Origin of the sequence: Synechococcus sp. H60.3 (assembly GCF_047462295.1) — a bacterium.
Taxonomy (GTDB): domain Bacteria; phylum Cyanobacteriota; class Cyanobacteriia; order Thermostichales; family Thermostichaceae; genus Thermostichus.
On record NZ_JANSIY010000046.1, the window covers coordinates 1 to 13,267 of the forward strand.

At 59.9% G+C, this 13,267-nt stretch carries 14 protein-coding genes; 8 read left to right on the forward strand and 6 right to left on the reverse strand.

Annotation, left to right across the window (positions count from 1 at the left end; all coding sequences use genetic code 11):
* The 3 genes from NW841_RS06665 to cobA form a co-directional block, all read right to left on the reverse strand.
* On the reverse strand, positions 1-1,166 hold a 1,166-nt coding region (locus tag NW841_RS06665; protein ID WP_414385914.1), incomplete at its 3' end, for a 5'-3' exonuclease H3TH domain-containing protein.
* Between the two features lie 61 nt (positions 1,167-1,227).
* The gene (menB, locus tag NW841_RS06670; protein ID WP_414371896.1) at positions 1,228-2,052 is read right to left on the reverse strand and encodes a 1,4-dihydroxy-2-naphthoyl-CoA synthase; all 825 of its coding nucleotides are present in this window, start codon (positions 2,050-2,052) and stop codon (positions 1,228-1,230) included.
* Positions 2,053-2,088: 36 nt separating this feature from the next.
* Positions 2,089-3,588, reverse strand: coding sequence for a uroporphyrinogen-III C-methyltransferase (gene cobA, locus NW841_RS06675; protein ID WP_414385915.1), 1,500 nt, complete (start codon positions 3,586-3,588; stop codon positions 2,089-2,091).
* Between the two features lie 147 nt (positions 3,589-3,735).
* Here cobA and NW841_RS06680 point away from each other — a divergent pair, with 147 nt between their 5' ends.
* Positions 3,736-4,740, forward strand: a complete 1,005-nt coding sequence (locus tag NW841_RS06680) for an ABC transporter substrate-binding protein (protein WP_414385916.1) — start codon at positions 3,736-3,738, stop codon at positions 4,738-4,740.
* Position 4,741: 1 nt separating this feature from the next.
* Here NW841_RS06680 and NW841_RS06685 read toward each other — a convergent pair whose 3' ends face one another.
* Positions 4,742-5,254 (reverse strand): phycobilisome rod-core linker polypeptide, encoded by a 513-nt coding sequence (locus NW841_RS06685; protein ID WP_414385918.1) that lies wholly within the window; start codon positions 5,252-5,254, stop codon positions 4,742-4,744.
* A 445-nt stretch (positions 5,255-5,699) separates the two neighbouring features.
* Here NW841_RS06685 and NW841_RS06690 point away from each other — a divergent pair, with 445 nt between their 5' ends.
* From NW841_RS06690 to NW841_RS06720, 7 genes are all read left to right on the forward strand, one after another.
* Positions 5,700-6,185 carry a 2Fe-2S iron-sulfur cluster-binding protein gene (locus tag NW841_RS06690; RefSeq protein ID WP_414332440.1) on the forward strand — a complete coding sequence of 162 codons (486 nt, stop codon included), beginning with the start codon at positions 5,700-5,702 and terminating at the stop codon, positions 6,183-6,185.
* A 69-nt stretch (positions 6,186-6,254) separates the two neighbouring features.
* A complete protein-coding gene (locus NW841_RS06695) occupies positions 6,255-6,938 on the forward strand; it encodes a V4R domain-containing protein (protein WP_414332442.1) in 684 nt (227 codons plus the stop codon).
* Between the two features lie 52 nt (positions 6,939-6,990).
* Positions 6,991-7,272, forward strand: a complete 282-nt coding sequence (locus tag NW841_RS06700) for a hypothetical protein (RefSeq protein ID WP_414332444.1) — start codon at positions 6,991-6,993, stop codon at positions 7,270-7,272.
* Positions 7,273-7,374: 102 nt separating this feature from the next.
* On the forward strand, positions 7,375-7,914 hold the full coding sequence (locus tag NW841_RS06705; RefSeq protein WP_414385919.1) for a hypothetical protein: 540 nt from the start codon (positions 7,375-7,377) through the stop codon (positions 7,912-7,914).
* Between the two features lie 16 nt (positions 7,915-7,930).
* Positions 7,931-8,401, forward strand: coding sequence for a phycobilisome protein (locus tag NW841_RS06710; RefSeq protein ID WP_414385920.1), 471 nt, complete (start codon positions 7,931-7,933; stop codon positions 8,399-8,401).
* A 312-nt stretch (positions 8,402-8,713) separates the two neighbouring features.
* Positions 8,714-9,388, forward strand: coding sequence for a V4R domain-containing protein (locus tag NW841_RS06715; RefSeq protein WP_414385922.1), 675 nt, complete (start codon positions 8,714-8,716; stop codon positions 9,386-9,388).
* A 299-nt stretch (positions 9,389-9,687) separates the two neighbouring features.
* Entirely contained in the window at positions 9,688-9,867 is a 180-nt protein-coding gene (locus NW841_RS06720) for a hypothetical protein (RefSeq protein ID WP_414366311.1), read from the forward strand.
* A 141-nt stretch (positions 9,868-10,008) separates the two neighbouring features.
* On the opposite strand, the gene NW841_RS06725 is transcribed toward NW841_RS06720, so the two are convergent.
* A complete protein-coding gene (locus NW841_RS06725) occupies positions 10,009-11,589 on the reverse strand; it encodes an NAD(P)H-quinone oxidoreductase subunit 4 (RefSeq protein ID WP_414385924.1) in 1,581 nt (526 codons plus the stop codon).
* 257 nt (positions 11,590-11,846) lie between these two features.
* Complete coding sequence (gene pdhA, locus NW841_RS06730) at positions 11,847-12,848, reverse strand: pyruvate dehydrogenase (acetyl-transferring) E1 component subunit alpha (RefSeq protein WP_414385926.1); 1,002 nt, start codon at positions 12,846-12,848, stop codon at positions 11,847-11,849.
* Positions 12,849-13,267 lie beyond the last annotated feature (419 nt).

Consider the following 13,267-nt stretch of genomic DNA (forward strand, 5'->3'; position numbering starts at 1 on the left):
GACCAACAGCAGCCAATTCCCACCAGTTGGGCGTCGCGGGGATCCAAACTCGTGGTTTCCGTGTCCCAGGCTACGATTCCAGAACAGGCCAACAGCTCTTGCCGCAACAGCTCCAATTGCTCTGGGGTATCCACAATGCGCACTGCCGGCAGAGAAGGGGCGGGAGCAGCGGCAAAATCAAACCAAAGGGCCTCGTCGTAGGCAGAGCCATCCCTTGCAGCTTCTGGGGAAGCTGTTCTTGCTTCAGAGGCCTGAGGGGGGATCCCGCCCAAGGTAGCCTGGAGTTTCCGCACTTGAGTAATGAAACTGCGAAACTCTAGTTTCTCCAGCAGCGGCAGCACTTCCTCTGGGTCAAAGCCGGTCAACCTCATGCCCTCCCAGTCAGGCACAAGGGGGACGTCGCAGTGAATCCGAGCCAGAAATTGGGAGTGCCGGGCCGCCGTGATCCCTTCCCTAAGGTACTGCTGGACTTTGCCAGGGATCTCCTCCAAATGGTTGAAAATCTCCTCCAAGCTGCCATAGCGCTGCAAGAGCTCTGCCGCTCGCTTGGGGCCAATCCCCTTGACGCCGGGAATGTTGTCGGAGGGGTCACCACAGAGGGCTTTGTAGTCGACCACTTGCCAAGGCCAGATGCCCAATTTCTCTTTGACCTCTTGGGGGCCAAATTCGCTGACGCGATCTTTGCTGTTGAGGTGCAAAACCCTAATTCTTCCCTCGCGGTCAATCAATTGAAACAGGTCCTGGTCACCGCTTAAGATCTGCACTCGATACTTTTGGGGAACAAGCCTACAGAGAGTCCCCAGAATATCGTCGGCCTCAAAGCCGGGCACTGCCAAAATGGGAATGCGCAGCGCCGCCAACACCTGCTGGAGGTTCTCCACATCTTCAAGAAACTCCGGCGGCGTTTCTGGGCGGCCTGCTTTGTAGGTTTCATCAGCCTCGTGGCGAAAGGTGGGCTGCCGGGTATCAAAGGCAACAGCTACATGGGTGGGGGGGTACTTCTCCAGGACCTCCAGCAGCGATTTCAAAAAGCCAAAGCTAACGCTCGTCGGGATCCCGGTGGAGGTGCGCAGGCCCCCCTCGCGGCTGTGGGCAAAGGCGTAAAAAGCGCGGTAGGCCAAGGAGTGACCATCGACCAAGAGCAGCGTCGGCGTGGGTGCAGCCATCGGCTTAGACCAGGAACTAAGTCCAGCCTAAGGGATCCCGACCTGGACAGGGAGCCGCTCCCTAGGGCCGCCAGGGAAACTGGCGAAAGTTAGGAGGGCGCTTCTCCAAGAAGGCGCGTTTGCCTTCGGCAGCTTCCTCGGTCATGTAGTACAGCAGCGTCGCGTCCCCGGCTAGCTCCTGCAGCCCCATCTGGCCGTCGCAATCGGCGTTGAAGGCGGCCTTGAGGCAGCGGATGGCCAGGGGACTGTGCTGGAGGATCTCCCGCGCCCAGCGGATCCCTTCTGCCTCCAGTTCCTCCACAGGCACCACCGCATTGACCAGGCCCATCTCCAGCGCCTGGGCGGCTGTGTACTGGCGGCAGAGGAACCAAATTTCGCGCGCCTTCTTTTGCCCCACCACCCGCGCCAGGTAGCTGGCCCCAAAGCCGCCGTCGAAGCTGCCCACCCGCGGCCCGGTTTGGCCAAAGATGGCGTTGTCGGCGGCAATGGTTAGATCGCAGATGAGATGCAAAACATGGCCCCCGCCAATGGCGTAGCCGGCCACCAGCGCAATCACCACTTTGGGCAAGGAGCGGATGATGCGCTGCAGATCCAGGACATTGAGGCGGGGAACGCCTGCCTCGTCTAGGTAGCCGGCCTCTCCGCGCACGCTCTGGTCGCCCCCAGCACAGAAGGCATATTTTCCATCCGTATGCGGCCCGGCGCCCGTCAGGAGCACGACTCCAATATTGGGATCCTCCCGCGCATCCAGAAAGGCATCGATCATCTCGGCAACCGTCTTGGGGCGGAAGGCGTTGCGCTTGTGGGGGCGGTTGAGGGTGATCTTGGCAATGCCGTCGGTCTTCTCGTAGAGGATGTCTTCGTAGAGCTTGGCCGTCTGCCACATGGTGTCTAGCGTTCCAACTGACCTCCCATTATCCCGCTAGGGGACAGTCTGCAGGAGGGATCCCACCAGCCCTTCCAGGGTGTACTCCTGGGCCACCACATCTACCCGCCCCAAGATCTGCCTGCAGGTTGCCGCCGTTTTGGGGCCGATGGCCGCAATCTGCACCGGCGGATCCCAGACTTCAGGGCCCAGGCCGGCCTGGTGGAGGAGATGGGCAAAATGCTGCACGGTTTTGGAGCTGGCAAAGGTGAGGATATCCACCTGGCGCTCCTTGAGGGCAGCCACCACCTGGGGATCCGCCGCTGCCGGACAGGCCGACTGGTAGGCCGCCACCTCCACCACCTCGGCTCCGCGTTGCCGCAGCCCCTGCACCAGCTCCTCCCGTCCTCCGGATTCAACGCGGGGAAAGAGGATGCGCTGCCCCTGCACTGGCTCCGGCCAAATGGGCAGCAGGGCTTCAGCCACAAACTCAGAGGGCAGCAAATCTGGGCGGATGCCGTACTGGGCCAGCACCGCCGCCGTTTTGGATCCCACCACTGCCACTTTCAGAGAGTAAAGAGCCCGGCTGTCTCGCCCCTGCTGCTGCAACCGCTCGAAAAAACCCTGCACGCCGTTGGCCGAAGTCAGGAGCAGCCAATCGAACTTCTCCAGGTCAGCAATAGCTGTATCCAAGGGATCCCAGCTTGTAGGCGGCTGGATGACCAGGGCAGGCATTTCCAGCACCCGCGCCCCCTGAGTCTGCAGCAGCTCGCGCAAAGCTGGCGACTGCCCCTCAGCCCGGGTGACCAGCACCGTTTTGCCTGCCAAAGGAGCCGGTGGCGGTAACGGTGGGATCCCCGGCAAAAACTCCTGCCGCAGCCGCACCACCTCGCCCACCACCAGTAGGCCAGGCAGCTTTTCCGGCTCCAACCCTTCCCCCTCTTGCAGCTCTGCCAGGGTGCCCACCCAAACCTGCTGCTCCGCCTGCCCTGCCCCCCAGATCACGGCGGCGGCACGCTCCGGTGGGATCCCAGCTTGCCTCAACTGGGCCGCAATCTGCTGCCGCTGCCGGGATCCCATCAAGATCACCAACGTATCCAACTGGGCCAGAGCGCCCCAGGGCAGGGCCTCCAGCTCGTGGGCGGTCAGCACGGCAAAGGCGCGGCTCAAGTGCTTATCGGTCAGAGGGATCCCTGCCCACAAAGGGCCGGCCAGGGCCGACGACAAGCCTGGCCAGATCTCAAACGGGCAGCCCGCCTCCCGCAGGGCCTGCACCTCCTCGCGGGCACGGCCAAAGATCAAGGGATCCCCCGCCTTGAGGTGAACCACCTGCTTGCCCTCTCGGCAGCGCTGGATGAGCCAGCGGATGCCCTCCTGCAAACTTGCTGCTTCGGAACGTCGCCACACCTGCGCCTGGGGGGGCAACTCCGCCAACAAGCGCGCGTCCACCAGCTCATCCACCCAAACGGCCTCAGCCCGCCGCAGGATCTCCAGCGCCCCTTGCGTCAGGCCGTCCCGCCCACCCAGCCCCGCCCCCACCAGATACACCTTGCCCATGCTGCTGCACCCCTTCTCTTGCCCTCTACCTGTTGATCCTGCCGCAAAAGCGGGATCCCACTTGCTTGGCAACTCTTCCTCCAAGCTGAGGCAAAAACCACCTGGTTGCGAGATACTGAAAGCGTTGCAGTCTGAGGATCCCTGCCCATGGCTAGTGTGACTGCAGAGCTCTGGCCCCGACGGCGCTTTCTGGCCAGTGGAGCTGCTCTAGTGGCAGCGGCAGCGGGATCCCGCCGCTCCAGATCCCGGCCCCTGCGCTTAGTCACCAACTGGTACGCCCAGGCAGAACACGGCGGCTTTTACCAGGCCCTGGCCCTGGGTATCTACGCCGACTACGGCCTGCAGGTGGAAATCCGCATGGGGGGAACGGCAGTTAACGTGCTGCAACTGCTGGCTGGAGGAGCAGCGGACTTTGTCCTCGGTGGCAGCCCCGACGCCCTGGCGGCTCTGCAGTCAGGGATCCCCGTGCTCACCGTGGCCGCCTTTTTCCAGAAGGATCCCCAGTGCCTTTTGGCCCATCCGGGCGTGGGCATCGAGCGCCTGGAAGACTTGCGGGGCAAGCCCATCTGGGTCTCTCCGGGAGCCAACCTCACCTACTGGCCTTTCTTGCGGGCTAAGTTCGGCTTCAGCGACGAGCAAAAGCGTCCCTACAACCTCAGCCTCACCCCCTTCCTGCTGGACAAATCCTCTGCCCAGCAGGGCTATGTCACCTCCGAGCCCTTCCGCGTGCGCCAGGAGGGCGGCTTTGATCCGGTTGTCTTCCTGCTGGCCGACTACGGCTATTCCCCTTATGCCACCACGCTGGAGACTACCCGCCCCTTTGCCGAACAGCACCCGGAGGAGGTGCGAAAATTTGTGGCCGCCTCTATCCAGGGCTGGCAGAGCTACCTGGAGGATCCCCGCCCCGGCAACCGCCTCATCCGCCAGGACAACCCCAACATGAGCGAGGCCCTTCTGGCCTATGCCCACCAAGCCCTAAAAGACTACGGCCTCCTCACTGCCGGCGACGCGGCCACCCTGGGGATCGGCGCCATGACCCACCAGCGCTGGCAGACCTATTTTCAGGAAATGGTGGCCCTGGGAATTGTCGAAGCTGGCCTCAATGTCCGCCAGGCCTACAGCCTCGACTTTCTCCCCGCTCCCACTGCCTGAGTTACATCACCGCCAAGCTCTGCAGCCGCGGGGATCCCTGCATCGCCAGCTCATGGCGCCGGTGCATCTGCTCTGTCAGCAGGTAGGCCAGAGGCGGGCAGCCACTCAGCCGCTGCCGCGGATGGGGCAGTTGGTCGTTGCCGAAGGTGTGGCGGTACTCCTCCGAGTCGATAAAGGCATTGACCATGGCCTGAAAGCCCTGGCGCACCAGAATGTCGTGGTAGGCGGCCACCTCCTCCTTGCTGGCCGGGGCCCGTCCCAAAAAGTGCTTAAAACCCTGCTCCACACAGCGGGTGTTGCAGCCGGCACTGAAAAAGAGCTGCCGGTAGAGCCGGGATCCCCCAATGTGGCGAACCAAGCGCTTGATCCCAATCCGACCCCGCAGAAAGTCCTGCTCGATTTTTTCCAGCTCTCCCGCCTTCTCGTGCTGGTAGGGCTGGCGTTCCAAAAGCTGTTGGTAGGCAGCCCGCAACAGGTTTTGCAACGTTTGCGGATCCCGCTGGCGTAGTTCCATAGCGATAGCTCCCAAGCAACGCGACCGACAAAAACCGATTGGGCAAGAGGTCAACTTAAAGAAACGATGAAGATGGAGTTGCTCGATACACTTTTACAATCGGCATTAACCAGATCCAAAAATTGTCAATGCCAACCCGGAGACCAACCGAGCAAAAGCCCTACTCAAGATTTATCTTGTCGATAAGTTGAACTGGGGAAGCTTGCGATAAATGTTTACAAGAAGGCCCCAGTTTTTTTGAGTTTACGTGATTCTACTTTCCAGCTTTCTACATGGAGAAACTTTTCGTACTTACCCGTAGTTAAAGATTGTGACGTTTTGATTCCCCCAGCCTGGTCAAGATCCAGAATACGAGTAGGAACTGATTTCCTGCTTGCATTGCTTTTGCGGCAGGGCGTATCTGCCAGCAGAGTTTTTGTCTGCCTTGAAGTTGGGGATCCCACCTATGGTGAAACAAATCCGGCTAGATCCTCTATCCCGTGTCTCGGAGGTGGATACCTACAGCAATCTGCTGTCGGCCATTTTGTCGGAGGAGCTCCATGTCTCCAAGGAATGTAACGGCCGCGGCCTCTGCGCCACCTGTCATGTCTACGTCAAGGAGGGCATGGAGAGCCTCACCCCCATCACCCCCCGCGAGGCCAAAACCCTGGAGACGATCACCAGCGCCCGCAGCAATTCCCGCTTGGCCTGTCAGGCACGGGTGGTGGCCGATGGGGTGGTGGTGGAGCTGCCGCCGGGGATGTACGTGAACTCGCTGAAGGATATCGAGGTGCTCATCGGTCGGCGGGCCGAACAAGACTTGCTGCACCCCCGAACAGGGCGCGTTTTGGTGGAGGAGGGCAAGATCATCACCCGTTCCACGATCAAGCAACTGGAAAACGAAGACTTCCGCATCATCGGCAGCACCCTTGCCCAGACCCGCGAGGCCTAAGGGATCCCAACACTCTGCTTGGGTTCCTGCTGTAGTAGATCACGGCTCAGTTTTGTTGAGGAGAAAGCCATGGCCAGCGTTACCACTCGACCGGATCCCCGTCCCGCAGTCACCATGCCGGTGGGCCGCGACAAGCACGCCCACTACAGCTACCGCGATTTCTTCCGCTTTAACCGAGAGCAAGGCACGATCATCGACTGGAACAACACCCAAAACCTGCTGCTCAGCGAAGACTTCATTGTCGGCCTGCAGGCGGGCCTAGAGCGGGAAGTGGGCGATGCCTCTGCGGCGGTGATGTACACCATCGGCAGAGACTGGGGCAGCCGCGATGCCCAGCATTTTTCCCAGTGGTATGAGCGGGAGTACGGAGTTGGGGTCAAGCAGTCCAACCTTCTGTTTTTGCTGGAGACCTGGTGGTGGCCTTTTACGGCGCAAGGCTGGGGCAAGTGGGAGGTGGAAACCGAGTCCAAGCAAAAAGGGTTCCTATTCATCAACCTGTTTGACTCGCTGGTGGCCCGCACCTTGGGCGATGTGGGCAAGCCGGTTTGTCACCTCTATGCCGGGCTATTTGCCGGATTTTTCTCTGCTATGACTTCCCGCGAGCTGGCCTGCATCGAAATCCAGTGCTACGCCATGGGGGAGACCTATTGCAAGTTTTTGCTGGGCGGGCAAGAGCGCATCGATGCCGCCAATTTCTGGGTGAGCGAAGGGGCCAGCGCCCGCGAAATCGAGCAGCGTTTGCACCAACTGTGAGGTCTGCCTGTGGCTTTTGCAATCCTTCCCTTGCCACTTTGGAGAAACGCCCATGGTCACCCTCAACCTAGACACCGATCTGGACTTAACCCAGCCGCTGGCGGTGTTTTTACAGGGGTTGAACTGGGATAACCGGCCCTTGGCCAAAGCTCCCTTCGCTCCAGAATCGCTGTCGGACTCCCCCCTGTTCTTGGCCCAGTCGGTAGGGCAGTTTTTTGCCGGCTGCAATTGGTCGGGCGTCCGCCCGCGCCCTGAGCCACCGCCGGAGCTGCCGCCAGAGGATCCCTTTACGCTTGAGGATTTTGCCGCTTTGTTTGGTGGAGCCTTGCTCTAGCCCTGCTTTGCCCCAACTTGGGTTTTGCTTCCTCGAGCTGCTCGATCTTTTGACTCGTTTTGAGACTGGTTTTGAATCGGGTTTTTTAAGGAGACCTCACCCATGAATGACCTTCACTCCTGGCCGGAGCGCATTGCCGATCGAGAAGGGGATTACCTGACGCCCGACGATCTGCAGGATCTCATCCGCTACGCTCTCTCCTTTCCAGAGCGGCTGGATCTCTACCAAGTCTTGCAACAACAAGAGCTGGCGTGGATCGAGAAGGTTCTGCAACAGCACGGGTACAGCGGTGAGGCAGAATCCTCTCTCACCCCCACTCAGCGCCTCTTGGCCCGGCAACTGGCCTTCTGCTTGCGCTCCCTGGGCCTGAGCTTGTTGTTGGGGGATCCCCTGCCCCTGCGGCAATGGAGGTGTGGGGCGATGGAACGGTATCTGGGTTTGCCGGAAGCGCTCCGGCAGTTGCAGGCGGTGGTGCAGGGATCCCTGCCGGCGGAGCAGCAGGGTTTGCTTGCCCCCTACTGGCAAGCGTTACAGGCTGTCTGCACCCTTTCCCCAGAGCGGCTTGAGCCAGAATTTGCTCCTCAAACCGAGACTGCAGCTCCGTCGGAAGAAGCGCTCACCTTGATGCACATGTTCGTCTAAACCAAGGGGGCTTCCTATGAATTCAATGGTGACCGCGCTGATGCAACAAAGTGAGGGCCGCTATCTGCGCCCAGACGAGCTGAAAACCCTACACGCCTATGTGGAAGGGATCCCCAAACGAGTCCGCCTCTATCAAGTCCTACAGGCCAAAGAGCAAGAGCTGGTGGAGCGCGTGATGGAGAAGTTCCAGCCGATGATGCCGAATTTGCCCCGCCAACATGGGCACCTGGCCTGGGAGCGTTGCCGCCGCGATCTAAGCATGGTGTGGCGCTACTGCTGCCTGGCCATGCTGCTCAACGATGAGGATTACCTGCGGGATAAGTTGCTCTACTGGCTGGAGACGATCCTGAAGTCCTTCAAGATGCGTGACCAGTGCCAGCCTGCCTATAAGTTGATGCTCGACTCCCTCAGCGCTGTCTTCGGCCCCGAAGAGAGCGAGGCCATCCGCCCCTACGTGCTCTTGGCCAAGTCGATGCTGGTCAACTGAAGTCAATGGACTCTCGATCCATCCACCAATTACTGTATACAGCCCACTCCCTGCTCATCCATTCCTTGCCCCCTATGGCCAGATGAAGGCACTCCCTACTATCCCAGTGCTCCGTGCTGCTCGCCCAAGGGCTCCGCGCCGCTCACGCGACCACCCCCAGCCCCTCTCCCTGAGGGAGCTTGCCCTCACCCCCAGCCCCTCTCCCTGAGGGAGAGGGGAGCTGGGATCCAGGCAACCAACTTATTTGAAATGACCATAAAAGCCTAAGTTGCAGCCGCCCTCAAGTCCGTCCATCTCCCCGAGAGGAAAGCCATGATCACCCTGCAAGAGATCCTGCCCGGGCACTGCTTTAGCCCTGCCTACTACATCCGTCCCGACATCCACAGCGGCCTGCTCTACAGCCGGGGAGGATACCGCCTGGCAGCCTTTCCCATGCCTCTCCTGGAAGCCATCTACGCCGGCTTGCGCTACGAGACCGGGCAAGCCACCCGTGTCATCCTCTACAACTGTGGTCGCGAGTGGGGAGAAGCGTTTTTCCGCCGCATCGAAGACGAACTCTCCCGCTACTACCAACAGCCGTTGCAGGAATTGCCGCTGGGGATCTTCCTCGATGCCCTCAGCGAGCTCTGGGCCACCCACGGCTGGGGACGCCTAGAGCTGGATTTTTCCGCTGCTGACCGCGGCTTGGTGGAGGCTAGGATCCGCAACTCCGGCTTTGCCCTGGCTGCTCGTGCCAGCCTCAGCCCGGAGGAGCTGTCTGCGCAGCGGGAGCCTGCCGGCTATCTAGAGGCAGGAATGCTGGCCGGCCTCTTCTCGTTGCTCTCGGGCCGGGATCTGGTCTGTGTGCAAACCACCTGTGAATCCCTGGGAGCCGACTGCAACCGCTTTCTCATCGGCACCGCTCAGCGGCTACACAATGGTGAAGAATGGGTGCGCAAGGGCCTCTCCCACGAAGAGATTTGGGATCGGCTCGCCGCCGGTTCCTAGAGAGGGATCCCTGTTTCCAGGCTGGCAGAGAAGGAGAGAATTGAATTTTTCCAGGTCTTAAGACTTGTAAAGAGAAAGACAATTCTCCCTGCTCAATTCCTCACCCTTTTGCAAAGTTTTTTTGGCTCCTCGGCCAGTAGGTTCTCAACTGAGCAGCCGTCGGGATCCGAGTTGCTAAGAAAGTTAGCTGTCCTTAGGGATCCCTGCGTAATATATTTTTTCACACGCTCCCCTACAAATTCGCCATCCTAAAAGTAGGAGCTATCCCAAGTCTTGAGCAGTTCGAAGGGGGAGAGGCAATGAATGCTCAGCAACGTAGCCAAATCATCGCTTCGGAGTGGATGATCGACAGCCAAAATCCGGTTCATTCCATTTCCCGGCTGAAGCGGCGGGCAACTTACTCCGACGTTACCCTTTGGTGGCTGGTGGTGCAGCTCAACCTGAGCGAACGCAACTCCATTCATTCTGATCCTCGCTAGGGGCCAGAAGCGAATTCCAGCCTAAAAAATTCCCCCTCCCACGTTTAACCTCGAAATAAAAGAAGAGCTGAAACTTGAGGTAGAGGACTTCTCAAGCAACAGCTCTTCCGTTGAAGGCAAAAGCGGGGATCCCGACACCCTCTAATCGGTCGGGGGCAAGGCCGCCACCTGAGCCGGCTGCACCGGCAAGAGGGGCCGTTGCACAATTTCCGTCGGCAGGACACTGCGCAACTGGGCCGCCACCGCTACCGTCGTGACATCGTAGGTCTGGGTAGCCAAACGGGGGTAGAGGCCGATGCCGAGGATGGGCAAGAGCAGGCAGAGGGCGACAGCCATTTCCCGTGGGCGCATGTCCCCCAGATACTCCTCTAGCACCAGCCCGGGATCCTGAGCTCCATAGAACACCTGCCGCAGCAGGGAGAGCAAGTAGATGGGGGTAAGAATGAGGCCCACCGCCGCCAGCAGGGCCACCCCTGCCTTAAAGGCCGGCGCATAGGCGTCGCTGGTGGTCCAGCCCAGCAACACCGTCAGCTCACCCACGAACCCGCTCATCCCCGGCAGCGCCAACGAGGCCAAAGCTCCTGCTGTAAACAGGGCAAAGGTCTTAGGCATTTGCTTGGCCAGCCCGCCCAACTTGTCGAGAGCAAGGGTGTGGGTGCGCTCGTAGGTGATCCCTGTCAAGAAGAAGAGCACCGCCGCAATGAGACCGTGGGAGATCATCTGCAGCAGGGCGCCGTTGAGGCCTAGCTCCGTAAAAGTGGCAATGCCGATCAACACAAAGCCCATGTGGGCAATGGAAGAATAGGCCAGGCGCCGCTTGAGGTGGTTTTGCCCCAAAGCCCCCAGCGCCCCGTAGATGATGTTTACTGTGCCCAACACCGCCAGCACCGGGGCAAAGGACACATGGGCTTCCGACAGCATGCCCACGTTCAGGCGGATGAGGCCGTAGCCCCCCATCTTGAGCAGCACCCCGGCCAAGATCATCGAAATGGGCGCCGAGGCTTCGCTATGGGCATCCGGCAGCCAGGTGTGAAACGGAAAAATGGGCAGCTTCACCCCAAAGGCAATCAGGAAAGCTGCATACGCCAAGACCTGCAGGGCCAGCGGGTAGGATTTTGCACCCAGCTCTGCCATCTCCAGGCTGAAGCCCTCGCCGTAGAAGGCCATCGCTAGGGATCCCACCAGAATAAAAATAGAGGCGGCAGCGGTGTAGAGGAGGAACTTGGTGGCAGCATACTGGCGTTGCGGCCCACCCCAAATGGAGATGAGAAGATAAACGGGTACCAGCTCGATCTCCCACATCAAGAAGAAAAGCAGCAGATCCTGCGCCAAGAACACACCCACCTGGGCGCCATACATCAATAGCAGCAGGAAGAAAAACAGGCGCGGCTTCTGGGCTACCTCCCAAGCCGCCACTATCGCCAAAGTCGTAATCAAGCCCGAAAGCAACACCAGCGGGAAGGACAGGCCATCCACCGCCAGCGACCAGTGCAGACCAATTTGGGGTACCCAGGCGTAGCGTTCTGCCAGTTGCAGTGAGAAATCCTGCAGGTTGTAATGCCGCCCGAAAACATAGACCATCAGGCCCAAATCCAAAGCCCCCACCGCCAGGGCATACCAACGCGCCCAACGGCTCTGGGGGAGCAGAGGGATCCCAAAGGCTGCCAGCAGCGGCAGGAGCACCAGGGCCGACAGCCAGGGAAACTCAAGGGAATTACTCATGGCCGGGAATAAGTACTTATGCTCAACATACTAATGATATGAAGCTATGTAAACAAATGGAAAGCGATTTTTACAAAAAAATCTGCGCAATAGCGCAGATCTGGAGAAGGTTTCTCTGATGCTAAGCATCGAGGATCGCCAAGAGAGCGGCAACGGCGGCCTGGGTGGAAAGTCCGTCAGAGTTGGCGAGAGAACCTGGCTGGCCAAGCCAGGTCTCGGCTCCCGCACTCCCTCGACACCTGGGAACTAGGCAGGATCTACTCGTCTTCGGCGAAAACGAAGCGGTGCAACTCGTCCAGGGTAGGCTCAGGGCTTTCCAGCGCGAAAAGGACGGCATCCTCAATCACGGCGCTCACCTTTTCCTGAATGGCCTGGAAGTCCGCCTCAGTCATCAAGTTGTGTTCGAGGGCGTAGCGCTCCAGTTGCTTAATGGGATCCCGCTGCCGCCAGAACTCTTTTTCTTCCGGGCTGCGCAGCTCGTCGGGGTCGGCCAACGAGTGGCCACGGAAACGATAGGTGATGCACTCCAGCAGGGTGGGGCCTTCCCCGGCGCGGGCCCGGGCGATAGCTTGCTGGGCAGCCTCCCGCACCGCCAGCACGTCCATGCCGTCCACTTGGTAGCCGGGCATGCCAAAAGCAGGGCCCTTGAGGTAGATGTCGGTTACTGAAGTGGCCCGTTTGTGGGCCATGCCGATAGCCCAGAAGTTGTTTTCCACCACATAGAGGATGGGCAACTTCCAGAGGGCGGCCATGTTGAGACACTCGTAGAACTGGCCGTTGTTGCAGGCTCCATCCCCAAAGAAGCAGGCTGTCACCTGGTCGGTGCCGCGGTACTTGGCCGAAAAGGCCGCCCCTGTGGCCACCGGGATCCCCTCGGCCACAAAGGCATAGCCGCCCAAAAAGTTGTGCTCCGCCGAGAACAGGTGCATCGAGCCGCCGCGGCCCTTGCTGCAGCCGGTGGCCTTGCCGAACAGCTCCGCCATCACCGCCCGCGGGGGGATCCCGGCGCTGAGGGCATGCACGTGATCCCGGTAGGTGCTGCACACGTAGTCGGTGGGCTTGAGCGCCTTGATCACCCCCGTGGACACCGCCTCCTGCCCGTTGTACAGGTGCACAAAGCCAAACATCTTGCCCTTGTAGTACATTTCGGCGCACTTGTCCTCAAACAGGCGGCCCAACACCATGTCTTCGTAGAGCATGCGGGCCTCTTCGGCAGAGATGCGAGCACTAGCCACGGGAGGGGTAAGTTCCTGAACCATGCTGGAAGGTGATTAAGGGTAACCCATTTTTGCAGTCTTTTAATTATCCCACGCTTGGGGGCACTTGCAATCCTGCTGAAGGGGAGATCGAGGTGGATCCCAGTTCTGGAGGAAGGGGGGTAGACTGAAAGATTAAGGCAGGAGGCATTGCCATTGCAGCAGCCGCATCGAAGTCAGAACTCCGTCCCGCTGAGGCGAATACTGCAAGAGCAGGTATCCTGGCAAAGGCTTTTTCTAGGGGGGATCTTCTCCTGGAAGCTGAAGGGCCGGCCAAGATAACGGGGTGCGCCTATGGGAGCCCGTTGGGTTAGCGGTTTTGCGGCGGTGCTATTTGCCCTGACGGTCACCCTGCTAGGGGGCTGGTACTTCACGGCAGCCATTGGGCTGATTATTTTTCTGGCGCAACTGGAGTTCTTTCG